The sequence below is a fragment of the Ensifer adhaerens genome (genome assembly GCF_013283195.1).
Classification (GTDB): domain Bacteria; phylum Pseudomonadota; class Alphaproteobacteria; order Rhizobiales; family Rhizobiaceae; genus Ensifer; species Ensifer adhaerens_G.
This window is the reverse complement of record NZ_JABEKT010000003.1, coordinates 101,031-116,989: the sequence shown is the minus strand read 5'-3', so window position 1 is coordinate 116,989 and position 15,959 is coordinate 101,031. Positions and strand designations below refer to the sequence as shown.

The 15,959-nt window shown below is 62.4% G+C and carries 13 protein-coding genes; 10 read left to right on the top strand and 3 right to left on the bottom strand.

Features of this window, described 5'->3' with window-relative positions; all coding sequences use genetic code 11:
• Position 1: 1 nt before the first annotated feature.
• Complete coding sequence (locus tag LPJGGPFB_RS23505; protein WP_173422396.1) at positions 2 to 1,120, top strand: iron-containing alcohol dehydrogenase; 1,119 nt, start codon at positions 2 to 4, stop codon at positions 1,118 to 1,120.
• Between the two features lie 123 nt (positions 1,121 to 1,243).
• Here LPJGGPFB_RS23505 and LPJGGPFB_RS23500 read toward each other — a convergent pair whose 3' ends face one another.
• Together LPJGGPFB_RS23500 and LPJGGPFB_RS23495 are read right to left on the bottom strand one after the other, a co-directional pair.
• The gene (locus LPJGGPFB_RS23500; protein WP_173422395.1) at positions 1,244 to 1,945 is read right to left on the bottom strand and encodes a FadR/GntR family transcriptional regulator; all 702 of its coding nucleotides are present in this window, start codon (positions 1,943 to 1,945) and stop codon (positions 1,244 to 1,246) included.
• 3 nt (positions 1,946 to 1,948) lie between these two features.
• A complete protein-coding gene (locus tag LPJGGPFB_RS23495; protein ID WP_173422394.1) occupies positions 1,949 to 2,977 on the bottom strand; it encodes a four-carbon acid sugar kinase family protein in 1,029 nt (342 codons plus the stop codon).
• Positions 2,978 to 3,499: 522 nt separating this feature from the next.
• On the opposite strand from LPJGGPFB_RS23495, the gene LPJGGPFB_RS23490 reads away from it, so the two are divergent.
• The 9 genes from LPJGGPFB_RS23490 to LPJGGPFB_RS23450 all read left to right on the top strand — a co-directional run bounded on the left by LPJGGPFB_RS23490 (position 3,500) and on the right by LPJGGPFB_RS23450 (position 14,692).
• Positions 3,500 to 3,979 (top strand): RNA polymerase sigma factor, encoded by a 480-nt coding sequence (locus LPJGGPFB_RS23490; RefSeq protein ID WP_345791063.1) that lies wholly within the window; start codon positions 3,500 to 3,502, stop codon positions 3,977 to 3,979.
• Positions 3,980 to 4,100: 121 nt separating this feature from the next.
• The gene (locus tag LPJGGPFB_RS23485; RefSeq protein WP_173422392.1) at positions 4,101 to 5,057 is read left to right on the top strand and encodes a FecR family protein; all 957 of its coding nucleotides are present in this window, start codon (positions 4,101 to 4,103) and stop codon (positions 5,055 to 5,057) included.
• 210 nt (positions 5,058 to 5,267) lie between these two features.
• Complete coding sequence (locus LPJGGPFB_RS23480) at positions 5,268 to 7,700, top strand: TonB-dependent siderophore receptor (protein ID WP_173422391.1); 2,433 nt, start codon at positions 5,268 to 5,270, stop codon at positions 7,698 to 7,700.
• A 46-nt stretch (positions 7,701 to 7,746) separates the two neighbouring features.
• Complete coding sequence (locus LPJGGPFB_RS23475; RefSeq protein WP_173422390.1) at positions 7,747 to 8,787, top strand: iron-siderophore ABC transporter substrate-binding protein; 1,041 nt, start codon at positions 7,747 to 7,749, stop codon at positions 8,785 to 8,787.
• Positions 8,787 to 9,551 carry a siderophore-interacting protein gene (locus tag LPJGGPFB_RS23470; RefSeq protein WP_173422389.1) on the top strand — a complete coding sequence of 255 codons (765 nt, stop codon included), beginning with the start codon at positions 8,787 to 8,789 and terminating at the stop codon, positions 9,549 to 9,551. Before LPJGGPFB_RS23475 ends, LPJGGPFB_RS23470 begins: the two co-directional genes overlap by 1 nt.
• Positions 9,548 to 10,609: an iron chelate uptake ABC transporter family permease subunit gene (locus LPJGGPFB_RS23465; protein ID WP_234903012.1), complete on the top strand. Its 1,062-nt coding sequence runs from the start codon at positions 9,548 to 9,550 to the stop codon at positions 10,607 to 10,609. Before LPJGGPFB_RS23470 ends, LPJGGPFB_RS23465 begins: the two co-directional genes overlap by 4 nt.
• 95 nt (positions 10,610 to 10,704) lie before the next feature.
• Positions 10,705 to 11,667, top strand: a complete 963-nt coding sequence (locus LPJGGPFB_RS23460) for a FecCD family ABC transporter permease (protein ID WP_173422388.1) — start codon at positions 10,705 to 10,707, stop codon at positions 11,665 to 11,667.
• Entirely contained in the window at positions 11,664 to 12,458 is a 795-nt protein-coding gene (locus LPJGGPFB_RS23455; RefSeq protein ID WP_173422387.1) for an ABC transporter ATP-binding protein, read from the top strand. Before LPJGGPFB_RS23460 ends, LPJGGPFB_RS23455 begins: the two co-directional genes overlap by 4 nt.
• Positions 12,459 to 12,676: 218 nt before the next feature.
• A complete protein-coding gene (locus LPJGGPFB_RS23450) occupies positions 12,677 to 14,692 on the top strand; it encodes an adenylate/guanylate cyclase domain-containing protein (RefSeq protein WP_327795895.1) in 2,016 nt (671 codons plus the stop codon).
• 606 nt (positions 14,693 to 15,298) lie between these two features.
• Here the strand turns inward: LPJGGPFB_RS23450 and LPJGGPFB_RS23445 are convergent.
• A complete protein-coding gene (locus LPJGGPFB_RS23445) occupies positions 15,299 to 15,958 on the bottom strand; it encodes an invasion associated locus B family protein (protein ID WP_173422386.1) in 660 nt (219 codons plus the stop codon).
• Between the last annotated feature and the right edge of the window lies 1 nt (position 15,959).

Genomic DNA, 15,959 nt, shown 5'->3' with positions numbered 1-15,959 from the left:
CATGACCATCGCTCAAATCACCCTTCATCAACCCCGCCGCCTGGCGGTCGGGGCCGGCCTCATCGGCGAGGTCGGCGCCTGGGCGGCAGATGTGCAGTCCACGCTCGTGATAGCAACGCCGATAACCGCCGGATTTGTCGATCGGCTGAAGCTTTCCGGCCGCGTTACCGTGTTTGATGCAATTCCGGGCGAACCGGATATCGCGACGCTGGAGGCGGCGATTGAGGCGGCGCGGAGGTGCAAGCCGGACCTGATCGTCGGGCTCGGCGGCGGTTCGGTGCTCGACGTGGCAAAGCTGGCTGCCGTGCTCTGGGATTCGGATCAGACGCTCGGCGACGTCGCGGGGCCGAACCGTGTCGCGGGTCGCCGCACACGCCTGGTTCAGGTCGCGACAACGGCGGGAACAGGTTCCGAGGCGGGTATTCGCTCGTTGATCACCGACCCGGCAAAGGGCAACAAGGTCGCCGTGGAAAGCCCGCACATGATCGCGGACTTTGCCGTTCTCGATCCCGAGTTGACCTATTCGGTGCCGCCGGCGGTCACGGCAGCGACCGGCGTCGACGCTATGGCTCATTGTGTCGAGGCTTTCACCAACAAGCGGGCGCATCCGATGATCGACGGGTTCGCGCGCATGGGCTTCCGTCTCGTCGGCAAGTATCTGGCGCGGGCGGTCAGGGACGGCTCCGATACCGAGGCGCGGGAAGGCCTGATGCTCGCATCCTACTACGGTGGCATCTGCCTTGGCCCCGTCAACACGGCCGCTGGACACGCCATTGCCTATCCTCTCGGCACCCGGCTCGGTTTGCCGCACGGGCTCGCCAACGCCATCATCTTTCCCCACGTGCTCGCCTTCAACCAGCCTGTTGCGGCAAAGAAGACGGATGAGGTCGCGCTTGCGCTCGGCTTCGGCGGCGCACTGTCCGAAACCGAGCTTTTGAGCGCGGCGCAGGGTTTCTGCAGGAACCTGGGCATCGAGATGTCGCTTGCCGCTCATGGTGCGGCTGCGGATGATCTGCCTCTCTACGCGAGTGAAGCGCATGCAAACCGCCGCCTGATGGACAACAATCCGGTCGATATGACCGTTGAGGATGTGCTGTCGGTCTATAAGGCAGCCTTCTAGCCGGTCGGATCGGTATTCGCGCTTCCCGACAAAAATGCCTCGGCTGTTGGCCGAGGCATTTTTCTTTGTATGCAAGGTAAACCTCCATCTCTGGTGGAGGTCATGACTTCCAGATCGTCCGGCCTATCTGGTCGCCTGAAAGAGGCGCTCACGCGAGCCGGTCAGGTGATCAAGCATCAGTTGCTTTGCCCTCGTGCCATCGCCTGAGGCGATCGCTTCGGCGATTGCCTCATGTTCGGCAAAAACACGGGTAAGGCCGGCCGCCTCGCGCTTGACCGATGCGCCGTGAAATTTCATGCCGACGGCAATATGGTCCTTGAGTGCTTCCATCGCGGTCGAGAAGTAGCTGTTGCGGGCCGCGCGCGCGATCGCCAAATGAAACTGGAAGTCTGCGTCTTCGCGGTGCGACTGGCGATTGGTGGCATCCCGCATCAATTCGAGCGCCTGACGAATGGCGCCAAGGCTTGCGGTATCGTGGCGGGCGGCTGCGGCCGCGGCTGCGGCCGGTTCGACGGTCAGCCGGAACTCGTAGCAGTTCAAGAGATCCGCAACATTCTCCAACTGTCCGAAGCCGAGCGGCTCTTTCATGCCAAGGGCGCGCACGAAACTGCCGGCGCCCCGGCGCGAATAGATCAAGCCCTGGTCCCGCAGGCGTTGAAGCGCCTCGCGGATGACCGGACGCGACACTTCGAATTCCGCCGCCAGTTCGTGCTCGGTCGGCAAGCGCTCATCGGGCTGATATGCGCCGGACTTGATCGCGCGGTGCATCCGTTCGAAGGCGAAGTCGGCCAGGCTCTTGCGTGTTGTTCCGTTCTCCAGTCCCATCTGTCATCCCATACTGCGGAGGATCCTGTCCGCAATCTCCCTCAACGTTCCCGGTTGGCCGAATCCCCCGGACTTGGCAATGATGCAACGGCCGTCCGCGTGGGCCAAGCCCAGTCCGGGCAGGCACTCACCAACCAGTCTGAAACGGGTGATCCCCATTTTTTCTAGCACGGCTTCGGCGGTTGCGCCGCCGGAAAGAAGCAAGGTGGAAGCGGCCCTGGTCAGTGCCGGAAATACGCTTTCTGCCAGAAGACGCGATACGTCCTGCGAACTCGTCGGTGCGCTCCCGGGAACCGCCTGTACCAGCGTTATCAGGCTCTCATCTGCGGTCGCGTCGGTCAGCCGGCCGTTTGGTGCGGGCATGTAGCGCGGCTTGCGCGTGGCCCGCAACTCCTCGATCTGCGCCAGGGTAATCGGGTCTCGCGAGCCGATGACGAAAAGTCCGGGGCCCGGCGGGACCTCCGCAGCGCGCGGATCGGCCCCGCCGCTCATTTGGTGCGCGAGTGCCTCCGCCAGTCCGCGCGCCCCGATAAGCAGGTCCACGCCTCGCTCCTGTGATGCAAGCAGCCAGCCGTTCATATCTTCCAAGGTCGCGACATCGGGCACAGTGATTTGGCCCACGTGCCTGCCGAGCTTCTCCGCAATCGATATCGGTCTGTCGACGCCGAACCCCTGCACATGGCCGTCATTCACTATCCGCCCGAAATCCGGAATGGCCGGTGCCATCAGCGCCGAGCGATAAGGGGTGACGTCGAGCTCGGCGGCAATGTGGCCCTTGAGGCGCGAGTCGACCTTCTTGAACAGGCGTGTGCCAGGCGGCAATGCGGCGAGCGCCGCCGTCGTTGCGCTCTGCGCGCCTGCGAGGTCCAGTTCTCGCGAAGCAACATTGATTGAAATTACCTGCGGGTTCTCGCTCAGGGCCGCAGCGATCGCCCCGACGGTGAGCGCAATCTCCGTATGAAGGCCTCTGCTGGCAAATGGAGCAGCTGCATCCAGGGCGCCTGTCAGATCATCGGCGACAATGGCGAGCATGACACGAACTCCAAGAATTTGTTGTTATCTTTAGTTCCGGCATTTTTGATTGAAATGTCAAGAAAATTTGAGAGGTGAGTTACAAATATGATGATGAAATGGAGCATGTCATGCGCACCGGAAAACATCCTGTCACTCGCGATCACCGTCATTCTCTTCGCCGCAGCAGGTGCGCAAGCGGCGCTGACCGTTACATTCGTCAATCCCGAGCACTATCGCGACCGCGGGAGGTCGCCTGCGGTCGCGGATACCGTCAACGCGGACGCGAATTCGGCTCATCGTCTTGCGAATGCCGTACGCCGACTTGCGCCTAGCCAAATCATGAGGTGACTGGCGCAGTCAGGTCGTTGCCTGAGCAAGGAATGCACGCTCCATAGCGAAACGATAATATGATATTGAAACTCAAGTTTATCTTCTTTAAGACGCGCTCACAGGCGGGGGCGAGCTCGGCGCTGTATCAGGCCTTGCAGTTTAACGGTTCCATCGCGGATGCCCCCCAACCCTAAGAAGACGATCCTGCAGGTGCTGACGGAAAGCTACGGCGATCTCGTCCGGCATGTGGCCCAGCGTTTCAAGGGGCGGGCAGATGCTGATGACGTGATCCAGGATACCTATCTGCGGGTCCGCAATATGCCGCCAGACACACCGATCCAAAACCCGCAGGCCTATCTGTTTCGAATGGCAAACAATGTTGCGGTTGACCATGTGCGTCGCCGTAACGCGCAAGAGCGCCACATATCTCCGATTGAATTTCCCGACGTCGGGTCGGGGGAGGTATCTGTCGATCGGGTGATCGACTATCGCCAGCGCCTCACGGCTCTGGAGCGCGTCGTTGCAGATCTGCCTGCGCGTCAGCGCGAAGTCTTTCTGATGCACAAGTTCGATGGTCTCAGCCATTCAGAAATCGCCGCCGAACTCGGCATTACACGCAGCGCCGTGGAGAAGTTGATCATGAAGGCGCTGGCCACCTGCCGTGATCGGCTCGACGGTTTGCTGGATTGAGGCGGATGCAAATGAAACGAGGGGTGAGGTACTCACACGCGAAATCCGTCTATATAGCGACCGTTGATAGCAGGAAACTTCATCGTGGCGTTCCTGTCCATGCAAAGAGCCGGTGTTGGTGATGGCAGAAGCCAGGGATCCCTCGAAAGAACAACCGAAAGACGAGGCGCTCGCCTGGTTCGTCCGCCTGACCTCCGGTGAGGCGACGGCCGCCGAGCGATCGGCGCACGCGACATGGGTGGCTGCGTCACCGTCGCACCGCAAGGAGTATGAGAAGCTTGCGGGCATCTGGTCCGATCTGGACATTATTGGCGATCCCAGGGGGCAGCGCGGGCTGCCGATTGCCAGTCGTTCCGCAGCCTTTGGCCGCCGCAGCTTTTTGGCAGGCGGCGCTGCCATGCTCGGGGTCGCAGGCTATGTCGGGCTGAACGGTTTGCCTGATTTTCTGCTGAGCGATTATGAGACAGGGACCGCGGAACTACGAGAGCTTGCACTGGCAGACGGATCAAGAGTGAGCCTTGACGCGGATACGGCGATTGCCGTGGACTTCATCGAGAGCAGGCGCTCCGTGCAGCTGTTGCGTGGCCGAGCGTTCTTCGATGTCGCGAAAGATGCGCGGCGTCCGTTCATAGTCGAGGCGGGGGCCGGCACGACAACCGCGCTTGGAACGCGTTTTGTCGTGCATCGATGGTCGGACACGGTAACCGTCTCGGTCGAGGAGAGCGCCGTTTCCGTGATGGCACCGGACCACTCTTCCGCGATCCTTCAGGTCGGTCAAAACGTCTCCTACGGCGAAACCGGTCTCGGCGACGTCGGCGATGTCGATGTTCAGAGCGAGACGGCTTGGCGGCGCGGCAAGCTTATCTTCAAGGACCGGCCGTTGCGGCAGGTTATCGCCGACGTTAATCGCTATCGCGCCGGCACCATCCGCATCGTCGACAGCGAGCTCGATAATCTTCGCGTTAGCGGGATATTCGAGATTGCCAATCCGGACGGCGTGCTCGGTGCACTTAGCGCGGCCTTGCCCGTCCGGGTCCTCCGCCTGACCGATTACCTGGTGCTTTTGCGCGCAGCCTGAAGGCTGGAGAGCAAAAAGAAATATTCCTGACAAATATATTCAACTTCAGGGGTGAGGAGGCTCACGCCGAGATCCGTCTTTGAGACGAGTGCCCTTGAGGCCTTTGAATTATTTGCAGGAATGGAGTGACGTCAGGGTATGGCGAGAGGATCGAGGGAACGTGCCGCATGGGGTACGGGGGTCGTTGTTTCGGGGCTGGCATGCGCGTTGATGGCATCCGTTGCCATCACGCCGGCATATGCCCAACAGACGACACCGAAGAGCATACGGCCCGCCGCTGCCGGTTTCAGCATCCCCGCAGGCCCGCTTGACGCGGCGATCATGCGCTTTGGAGATGCTGCCGGCCTGCAAATGCTGTATCCGGCGGACGTCGTACGTGGACTGCGCAGTGCTGGACTTTCGGGCAGCTTTACCACCGATGCCGCTCTTGCCAGGCTTCTTTCCGGCACCGGCCTGGTCTACCGCTTCACCGGCACCAACACGGTGACCATCTCGGACCCGCGTCGCACCAGCTCGGGTGAAGGCGCCGTCACCCCAGACGGGGCCACGGCTCTGCAGAAGATCGAGGTAAGCGGCCTGGGCGCTGCAACCGAAGGGACCGGTTCATATACAACAGGTGAGATGGCGACCGCGGCGGGCCTGCCGTTGTCGATCAGGGAAACGCCGCAGTCGGTGACCGTTGTCACCCGGCAGTTGCTTGATGATCGACAGGCAACGACGATTGCCGATGCCCTCGGCAGCGCCACGGGTATCAGCATCCAGCGTTACGACAGTGACCGTACCGAATTCTTTGCGCGCGGTTTCGCCCTGACCGAGTTTCAGTATGACGGCGTGCTCGCCAAGACCGACGGGGTTTACGATTATGGCCTGAGCAACGCCGACATGACGATCTACGACCGGGTCGAAATCGTGAAGGGCGCCAACGGCTTGCTGCAGGGGGCAGGGAGCCCCGGCGCCGCCGTCAATCTGGTGCGCAAGAAGCCGACCGACACGTTCCAGGCCTCGCTGACAGGGACTGCCGGTTCCTGGGATACGTATCGTTCGGAGATGGACGTCTCCGGTCCGCTGGATGCAGATGGCTCCCTGCGTGGACGCTTCGCCGGCGCCTACGAAGACGGCAAGTCCTATCTGGATCACTACGAGAAACGCAAGTTCACGCTCTACGGCGTGCTCGAAGCCGACATCACAGATGATACGACACTGACCGTCGGTGCCGACTACCAGCGCAATCTTCCGCGCGGGTCGAGCTGGACGGGCCTGCCGATGTTCTACAGCGACGGCTCGCGTACCGATTGGGATGTCTCCAAGAATCCGGCCACGGAGTGGAGCCGCCGCAACACCTATGCAAACAACTATTTTGCAACGCTCGTGCACGAGTTCGACAACGGCTGGAACCTGGATGTGACGCTCAACCATCGTCGCAACGGCCATGACAGCGTGCTCGGGTCGGCCGGCGGCGGTTGGCCAGATCCGGTGACGGGTGCCGGTGTCTTCCAGTATGTCGGGCGTTACGGCGGCAATGTCGTTCAAAACACCGCCGATGTCAGGGCTTCCGGTCCGATCGAGCTGTTTGGCCGGGACCATGATCTGATGATCGGCGCCACGGCATCGCGCACTTCCGACAAAGGTCCCTGGTACGGCTATGGCGGCGTCGGTTATGACCCGAACGTGCCCAACTTCTTCGATTGGGACGGCAAGACGCAGGAGCCGGGGTTCGATCTCGTCGGCAAATATCAAACGAAGACGACCCAGTACGGCGCCTATGCCGCCATTCGCCTGAAGCCGACTGATGAGCTCTCCGTCATCGCTGGAAGCCGCATAAGCTGGTGGGACACGAACGACTATGGCACGTACGACAATGCCAGCGGAACGTGGGCAGGCGCGGCGGCCTACTCGGTCAAGGGCGAACTCACGCCCTATCTCGGCGTCGTCTATGATCTGACTGACAGCTATTCAGTTTATGCAAGCTACACGAGCATTTTCAAACCGCAAAAAAGCCAGGATGTTGCAGGTGCCTATCTCGATCCCGAAATGGGCAATAGCTACGAAGCCGGCGTGAAGGGGGCGTTCTTCGACGGTGCCTTGAACACGACCGCTGCCGTCTTTCTGACCAGGCAGGACAATGTCGGCGAACAGGCCGGGACCGATCCCGTGACGGGCGATCCCTACTACACCGCCGCCGACGGGGTGACGACGAAGGGGTTTGAACTGGAGGCGTCCGGCGAGGTGCTGCCTGGCTGGAACGTCTATGCGGGCTACACATACGCCCATGCCCGCAAGGCCGACGGCGACCGGGTCTATTCCTTCATCCAGACGAGCGCACCGGAAAACGTCGTCAAGCTCTTCACCACCTATCAGCTGCCCGGAGAGTGGGAGAAGCTGACGGTCGGCGGCGGCATCCGCTGGCAGGACGAGATCTATGGCAAGGTGTGGAGCCCGGCCTCGGAATACGCTGTTCTCAGCCAGAAGAACGTCTTCCTGGTGGATCTGATGGCCCGGTACAGCTTCAACGAGAAGGTCGATCTCACCTTCAATGCGAAGAACCTCCTGAACGAGAAGTACTATGCGGGCTTCGGTAATTTCGACACCGGGTTCTACGGTGAGCCGCGCAGCTTCAGCGTTTCCACGAAGTTCAAGTTCTAAAGGTGGCGTCGGCGCAAGGCGTGCCGGCGGCAACGGGAGGGCGACGTTGACGGCAACACGGCTGACATCGGCAATCGGCGACGCGACAGGCGGTTTCCTGTCGCGCCGCGCCGTGCTTGCCGGAGGCTTCGCATCATTGCTGGCCTCAAGGGCGGGTGCGTCCATGAGGCAAACGCCAAGCTTTCCCGTGACAGTCGACCATGCGCTCGGCGCGACGGTCGTGCCGGCGCGACCAAAACGCATTGTCACAGTCGGCTGGTGCGACGAGGACAGCGTGCTTGCTTTCGGTGAAACGCCGATCGCCATGGTTCGTCGCGGCATGTTCGAAAGCGGCATCGCCCCCTGGTGCGAAGAAAGGCTCGGGTCCGCTCGGCCGCACCTGCTCCACGGCGGGCAGGCCGATTACGAAACGATCCTCGGCCTGGCGCCCGATCTGATCGTCAACGTCTTTTCGGACATGGACGCTCGCAGCTACGAGCGGTTGTCGACTATCGCTCCGACGATCGGCTACGCGAGCGGACCGTGGCGGGCCGATTGGCGCGAGCAGACACGGCAGATCGGCAAGGCCCTGGGCCGACCGGCGGAGGCCGAAGTACTTATCGATCGGACGAAATCGTTCCTGGCTCGGCTTGCCCGGCAAAATGAGAGCCTGATCGGGCGCAGCTTTACCTTCGGCACCTATTTCCCGGGCTCCGGTTCAATGGTCGTCTATTTGCCCGGCGAGACGCGGGTCGACTGGCTGGTCGACCTCGGCATGCGCATCGCCCCCGGCGTAGAACGGCTTTCCCGGCAAAACCCGGGCAGAAGTTCTCTCGACATCAGCCTTGAGCAACTCGACACGGTCGAAAGCGATGTCCTGATCATGTGGTACGAAGGCGATGCCAGAGGTTCGATGGAGAACCAGCCGCTGTTCCGGCTGTTTCGACCCGTCAAAGCGGGCGCCTATGTGGTGCTTGAAGATCCGGTTTCCGTCTGGTCGGCCTCCTGGCCGAGTGTTCTCGCCATCCCTTACGGATTTCCAGGCTTGGTGCCGCGACTGGCCCAGGCGATCGAATTGGCTGACAGCCGCGCCGGCAAGGAGCCCTGATGTATCACGAAGACTATTTCTTCTCCCGCGTTCGCACGGCCGAACGTTTGACCCCCTCGATGATCCGGGTGGTTCTCGACGTGGACGGGGCAGATCGGCTGGTGGAGACCGGGCATGCGGACGAGTGGATCCGGTTGGCCTTCGCCCCGGATGACGACACGCCGGTGACGCTCCCTGTCTTTGCCAATGGAAAGTGGGGGAGACCGGATGGCTCCAAGCCCTGCCCGAACCGGCCCTATACCATCCGGCGCTGGGATCCTGCCCACGGCGAAATGGTCGTCGATCTCGTCGTGCATGACGGCGGTGTCGGCGCGAGCTGGGCGCTCTCGGCAAAACCGGGCGATGTGGTCGGTCTCTGCAATCCGGAAGGCCGCTATCGCCTTCCATCCGACGCCCAATGGATCGTGCTGCTTTCTGACATCACCGGCCTGCCGGCGGCGGCGCGGATCCTTGAGGAACTTCCCGAAGGTATCGCGGCGAAGGTGCATGTCGAACTGCCCGACATGGCCGACCGCCAGGAGTTGACGTCCAAGGCAGATATCAGCGTTTCCTGGTACGACAGTTTCGGCAAGCACGGCCGTGCCAGCGGGCTGGAGCAGATTGCGCGCGGCATCCCGTTGCCGGATGGCCCCGGCTATATCTGGATCGCCGGCGAAGCGACGTCCGTCAGCGAAAGCCGCAAGCATTTTCGCGATGCGCTCGGCTTCGACAAACAGCGGATCACCGCAGTCGGCTACTGGATCCTAGGGCAGGCGCGGGTATGAGCATGGGCGTGACGCTCGGCATCCCGGCAACAACGCGCGCCCAACGGGCGGTGCGGTCGCGCGGCCGGAGCAAGGTGCTTGCCCTCGTTGCTGGCACGGTCCTGTTGATCGTGGCGATGGTCGCGAGCCTGCTCGTCGGCGTCAGGACCATCGCGCCCGAGATTGCGCTTCAAGCGTTCCTTGGGTTTGATCCGACATCGGTCGAGCACGTGATCATCCGTGACTACCGCTTGCCGCGCACGCTGCTTGGCCTGCTTGCAGGCAGTGCCTTCGGTGTCTCCGGCGCGCTGATCCAGGCGGCCACACGCAATCCTCTTGCCGACCCCGGCATCCTCGGCGTCAACGCCGGTGCCGCCTTTTTCGTGATCGTGGCCGTCGGGCTTCTCGGCCTCAGGACTATCGACGCCTATCTCGGCTTTGCCATGCTGGGTGCCGTTGCCGCGACGGCGGTTGTCTATGCTGTCGGCGCCTCGGGGCGAGATGGTGCGACGCCGATGCGGCTCGTTCTGGCGGGGGTCGCGCTTTCCGCGGTCCTGTCAGGCATTGGCTCTTCGATCACGCTTCTGAACCCGCAAGCCTTCGACCAGATGCGTCACTGGTCGATCGGTTCGATCGCCGGCCGGGACATGCATATTGTCGCGACAGTCGCTCCGGTGATCGCTACCGGGCATTTGCTGGCGCTTGTTCTTGCGCGACCGTTGAATGCGGTTGCGCTTGGCGACGAGTTGGCGAGCACCCTCGGTGCCGGCCTCGGTCTCACCAGGGTCGGGGTGGCAATAGGCGTCACGCTTCTGGCCGGTGGCGCGACGGCGGCGGCCGGTCCGGTCGGCTTCCTCGGATTGATGGTACCGCATGCCGTGCGCTGGTTCAGCGGGCCGGACCAACGTTGGATCGTGATCCTGACGGCTGTGTTTTCAGCGATCCTGATCCTGGTTGCCGACGTTGCCGGTCGCCTGCTGATCGCGCCCGACGAATTGGAGGCCGGAATCTTGACGGCCCTGATCGGTGCACCGGTTTTGATCCTGCTTGCGCGCCGCCGAAAGGCGACCGGCCTGTGAGCGGGCCGCCGGGAAATCCAGCCACTGGACAGGTCGTCAGACCCGTTCGCTGCTTGAGCGAGCAGGTCTCATTTCGCCTGAATTTACGTGCGGCCATGCTGTTTGCGGTACTGGTGGGGCTCGCGCTGGTGTTGATGCTTGTGTCGCTGTCGAGCGGAAGACTGCCTGTTGCCGCTACCGATATCTGGGCGGCGCTGGTGGGCGGGGCTTCGCCGAACGTGCGAATGGTCGTGGTGGAATGGCGTCTGCCGCGCGTGCTGCTGGCCTTGCTGCTGGGCATGGCTCTCGGCCTCAGCGGCGCCATCTTTCAGTCGCTCACACGCAATCCGCTTGGCAGCCCTGACGTCATCGGTTTTTCCACGGGCTCCTATTCCGGTGCGCTCGTCGCGATGCTGATCCTTGGCGGCGGGCCGCAGGAGATGGGGGTTGGTGCGGTCATCGGCGGCTTGGCGACGGCGATGATTGTCTATGCGTTTGCCTGGAAGAATGGCATCCAGGGCTTCCGACTGATCGTCGTCGGGATCGGTGTTTCCGCGATGCTCGGCGCTTTCAATCTCTGGCTGATGCGCCAGGCAGACTTGCCGGCAGCACTTGCTGCGGCGATTTGGGGGGCGGGGACGTTGAACGGTCTCGGTCAATCCGATGTCAAGCTCGTCGCAGCCGTTCTCCTTGCGTTAATGCCCCTTACTATCGCTCTGGCCCGCCCAATGCGGCAGCTCGAACTTGGCGACGATCTCGCAGTTTCCACCGGTGTTTCCGCCAGCGCCACACGCCTTGCCCTCCTGGTGCTGGGTGTGGCCCTGATGGCAACCGTTACCGCAGTATCGGGTCCCATAACCTTCGTTGCACTCGCCGCGCCCCAGATCGCCCGACGGCTGGCGCATGCGCCCGGTGTTCCGCTGGCATCGTCTGCGCTTGTGGGCGGGCTCATGCTGCTTGCGGCCGACTGGCTGGCTCAACATGCGTTTGCATCCCCGCTGCCGGTCGGCACCATGACGGTCAGCATCGGCGGGCTTTACTTTGTCGGGCTTTTGCTGCGGGAGATCAGAAGGTCATGAGCAATAATCCTCGGCTTCGCGCAAGGGCCGTCACGCTGGCATACGAGCGGCGGATCATCTCCGCCGACCTTTCGGTCGACATACCCGATGGTTCGTTCACGGTCATCGTTGGCCCCAATGCCAGTGGCAAATCCACTTTGCTGCGGGCACTGGCGCGCCTTCTGTCGCCCAGTTCGGGGCAGATCGTTCTTGATGGCAAGGAGATCGGCAAATACGCAGCAAAGGCCGTGGCGAGCAGGATCGGACTGTTGCCGCAATCATCAGTGGCGCCGGAGGGGATTTCGGTTTTCGATCTGGTGTCGCGGGGGCGTTATCCGCATCAGTCCTTCCTGAGGCAATGGTCGAAGGCGGATGAAGCGGCCGTATGGGAGGCTATGGAGCTGACAGGAGTCGCCGATCTCGCAGATCGACCGGTGGACGAACTCTCCGGCGGTCAGCGTCAACGTGTCTGGATCGGCGTGGTGTTGGCGCAGGAAACGCCGATCCTTTTGTTGGATGAGCCGACAACCTTCCTCGATATCGCCCACCAGATCGAACTGCTGGATCTCTGCCAGCATCTCAGCCGTCACCGTGGCCGAACGTTGGTGGCGGTGCTTCACGACCTCAATCACGCCTGCCGTTACGCCACCCATATGATAGCGATGCGCGATGGCGCCATCGTCGCCGAGGGTGAGCCGGCCAAGATCATAACCCCGGAGCTGGTGGAGGACGTCTTCGGGCTCTCATGCATGATTATTGACGACCCGGTTTCCGCAACGCCGTTGATCGTGCCACGACCAAAGCTACGCTGACGACAGCGACCGGAGTTTGGTCGAAAACGTCCGCATCAGACGGCCCAGAGGCGGCTACCCTATGGATCAGCGCCTTCGAGGCGGCCTGCAACGGTTCTGCCGAGCGTTAGGATGCCTGGGCCGGACCTTACCTGCCGGCTCTCCGGCCATCTTGACACTGCCTGCCCGTTGCCGAGGGCCTGTGCGCCGGGCAGGCGTTGCCGGAGCCCGAGCCCAATGTGCGGCTCAAGACCGGCGCGGAGGACGCAAACTTGCCGCAGGGTGGGTGGGCTTGCAAATCCGGGGGACTCGATGACATTGAGTGCATGAGCACCTCCGAACCATCAACAAATGCGGCCCGGCGCAGCACTGACCGGCGCCGGATCCCGATCGCCGCGCTCATGGCGTTGAGCTTCGGCGCGCTGGTGTTTGTGTCTGTGGGGGGCGTTCTGGCGTTGTCGGTAGGCGCTAACGTGCGCAATACCTTGGATCTGCTCGGCGCTCAGTCGACGCTTCTGGTCGATGCAATGGAAGACCTTCTGCGCGCCGAAATGGGACGCGCAGAGAATGCGGTGGCCGGCGTCGCGCAGCTTTACGCGCAGAGCGATTTTGAGATCGACGATGCGAAAATGTCGGCAGCCCTTGCCGGTGCGCTCTCGGCGACGCCCGGCGCAAATGCGATGCTGGTGTGCACCGCCGACTTGAAATGCAGAGGTGCTGCCCGTGGCGGGCGCGACTTTCCCGCCAATGAGATCCGGCATCTTCCGGCTGCTCCCGAGAAATCTCCTCAGGTCCGCGCCGCCCTTGAAGGCCGGCGTCAGCTCGATGGGCGTCAGTGGGGCGCATTCGTGGCCAACGAGTACGGCCTGTTCGCCAATGTCTCGACCCCGCTTCAGCGTGATGGAGAAACACGAGGCTGGGTGATCGCCGCCGTGGAGCTGCGCAAGCTGTCGGAAATCACCCGAGAATTGTCGTCGCGCTTCGGTACACATGCCTTCATCCTGGATGGCGACGGAACCGTCCTGGCAGACCCTCGCCTAGCCGATCCAAATTCGGTCACGCGGCCGCTGACGCCACTTGTCGCATTCGGCGACCCGGTGCTTGCGCGATATGGTGAGAGGACGACAGAGACGGAATTCAGCGCGAAGCGCGGTCGCGATATCGAGGTCGCCGAGATCAGCATCGACGATCAAGCTGCGTCTGCCTCACTGTCGGGAGCGGACAGCTACATCGCTATCACGCGCAGGATCGCTGGTTACGGTGAACGGCCATGGACCATCGGGGCGTATTTCGAGGCCGGACAGATAGGCGACGAGATCGAACGTGTCATGGGGTCGGCGCTGCTGGGCCTTGGCGCCATGGCCGCAGCGGTCGTGGTTGCCGTCCTGTTGGGGCGGCGTCTATCTCGTCCTATACAAGCGATCGCCGGCCAGGCGTCGCGCGTTGCCAACTTCGAACTTGACGATGTAACGCCGCTGCCGCGCAGCAGGGTTCTGGAACTGGATGAGCAGGCCTCTGCCTTCAATGCGATGCTTGTGGGTCTTCGCGCGTTTTCCACCTACGTGCCGCGCTCTCTTGTTTCCAAGCTGGTGCGCAGCGGACAGATGGGGATTGCCGAACCGCGCGAAGCAGTCGTCACCGTCATGTTCACCGACATCGCCGGCTTCACGACGTTGTCGGAGCAGATGGATGCCGCCGCTGCAGGGCGGCTCCTCAACCACCATTTTGCCATTCTTTGCCGCGCGGTCGATGCGAACGGCGGCGCCGTCGACAAGTTTCTCGGCGACGGCATGCTGGCATTTTTCGGCGCCCCGGATCATCTGGAGGATCATGCCGCTGCCGCAGTCCGTGCGGCCGCAATCATCCGCGAAGAACTGGAGAACGACAATATCAAGGGAGCGGCGGAAGGTCGGCCACCGCTTCGAGTGCGCATCGGCATCCACACGGGCCTTGTCATTGTCGGCAATATCGGCGCGTCCGACCGGGTCAATTACACGATCGTGGGCGATACGGTGAACATCAGCCAGCGGCTCCTGGAAGTGGGCAAGATGGCGATGCCGGATGCACCCGCCTGCATTGCCCTTTCCAGAGAGACCGCCTCAAGGCTCGACGACAGCTTTTCTACGATCCCGATGGGCGAGCATTGGCTGCGCGGACGTGGTGAGGCGACCGAGGTTGTCCAACTTGGCAAAGTTGCGTCGCTTGCGCCGATTAACCGAGATCTTACTTCTGCGGAATCTCCGACGGTTCAGTAGCGGTTGGCCTGGCGTCACTTGCTGGCAACGAGGCACCGACGCGCTGATCGCGTAGCCAATCGTGTGCTGGATTTCAGGCCCGCGCCGGGCGTTAAGCCCACCGAAAGAGACAGCGATCAGCGGCGTGAGTGACCGATGTACCAGATGCGGCCGAGGGATCATGTTTTAAATCATCGCTACTCTACAAGTTCCATAATAGCAGCTTGCGCCGCAAAAAGGCCGGCTTAACAGGAGCGTAGCAAACCGTGCCGGGGGCGTAGCGGTTCGGTTCCTTTCAAGGCGAGGGATAGGACACATCCGTGCTGCCGGTCTGCGGTCGTCGAGCGGAGAGTTCGCGTTCCTACCCATGATCTGAACACCCGAAGAGTGTCAGGAGCGGATCCTTGGCCAGTGTGACCGAGCGTCTCAATTGGGGCCGGGAGCAGGCCGAGTGCCGTATTCGCAGGTCTTCCCGTGGCACCCGGTAATAGGCGGCCCGGCGCGGAACACCAAGCCTCCTCGCTTCCGAAGCGACACCCGAGACCACCGATTGCGGGCGATGAAATCTCGAGGAGATCACTTGCCATACGCATACGGGCCACACGCATGTTACGGGTTCGGCCAATCTTAGCGCGCCAGCGTCGCCACGCGGTCAAGCGCAGTACCGAAACCTTGCAAGGAGATCGAGAGCGGAGCCGCTGCCCCGCCAACAGCGACGGCCTTGACCCTAAGCGCCGCGCCGGCGCGCAGCGCGACCAGCGTTGGGGTGTCGAAGGTCACTGAAACGAGGCATCCGACCGGGAGGCAAGTGTGGAAGTGCACGGGCTGCATCGCCGGCTTGTCGTCGATCTGGAAGGTGACGCCGGGCTCGAGCGCCAGACCGAACGGCAGGACCAGTGTGCCCGACACAGAGTTTGCCGACGGTGCATTCAGTTCGATCGCCAGCAGGCGTTGTCCGTTCTGCTGCGCCTGGACCTGCGACAGCACGCAGCGCTTTGCGCTCGTATCCTGTACGCAGGCCACGCTCCAGTCCTGATAGGTCTCGTTCAGCGACGATGCCCCACCCGGCAAGGACGATGCTGCTTTACCACCGGCGGTTCGGCTCTCAGTCTGCGCCTGAGCCAGCTGGAAACGCTGTGGAGCCGGGTCGTCGTGGCCGGCGGTAACGGGTGCTGCACCGCTCGGCGTCGAAGAGGCGAGCTCCGGTACGAGATACAGCGCCACGCCCACGGCAATCGCGAGCGATGTGGAAGTGAGCCTAAGGTGACGAATGCTGTTGCGCGTCATG

Excerpts from the sequence above, each read along its gene's own strand:
- LPJGGPFB_RS23505 (WP_173422396.1), top strand. The coding sequence starts at position 2 with ATGACCATCGCTCAAATCACCCTTCATCAACCCCGCCGCCTGGCGGTC.
- LPJGGPFB_RS23500 (WP_173422395.1), bottom strand. The coding sequence starts at position 1,945 with ATGGGACTGGAGAACGGAACAACACGCAAGAGCCTGGCCGACTTCGCC.
- LPJGGPFB_RS23495 (WP_173422394.1), bottom strand. The coding sequence starts at position 2,977 with ATGCTCGCCATTGTCGCCGATGATCTGACAGGCGCCCTGGATGCAGCT.
- LPJGGPFB_RS23485 (WP_173422392.1), top strand. The coding sequence starts at position 4,101 with ATGGCAGAAGCCAGGGATCCCTCGAAAGAACAACCGAAAGACGAGGCG.
- LPJGGPFB_RS23480 (WP_173422391.1), top strand. The coding sequence starts at position 5,268 with ATGGCATCCGTTGCCATCACGCCGGCATATGCCCAACAGACGACACCG.
- LPJGGPFB_RS23470 (WP_173422389.1), top strand. The coding sequence starts at position 8,787 with ATGTATCACGAAGACTATTTCTTCTCCCGCGTTCGCACGGCCGAACGT.
- LPJGGPFB_RS23465 (WP_234903012.1), top strand. The coding sequence starts at position 9,548 with ATGAGCATGGGCGTGACGCTCGGCATCCCGGCAACAACGCGCGCCCAA.
- LPJGGPFB_RS23460 (WP_173422388.1), top strand. The coding sequence starts at position 10,705 with ATGCTGTTTGCGGTACTGGTGGGGCTCGCGCTGGTGTTGATGCTTGTG.
- LPJGGPFB_RS23455 (WP_173422387.1), top strand. The coding sequence starts at position 11,664 with ATGAGCAATAATCCTCGGCTTCGCGCAAGGGCCGTCACGCTGGCATAC.
- LPJGGPFB_RS23445 (WP_173422386.1), bottom strand. The coding sequence starts at position 15,958 with ATGACGCGCAACAGCATTCGTCACCTTAGGCTCACTTCCACATCGCTC.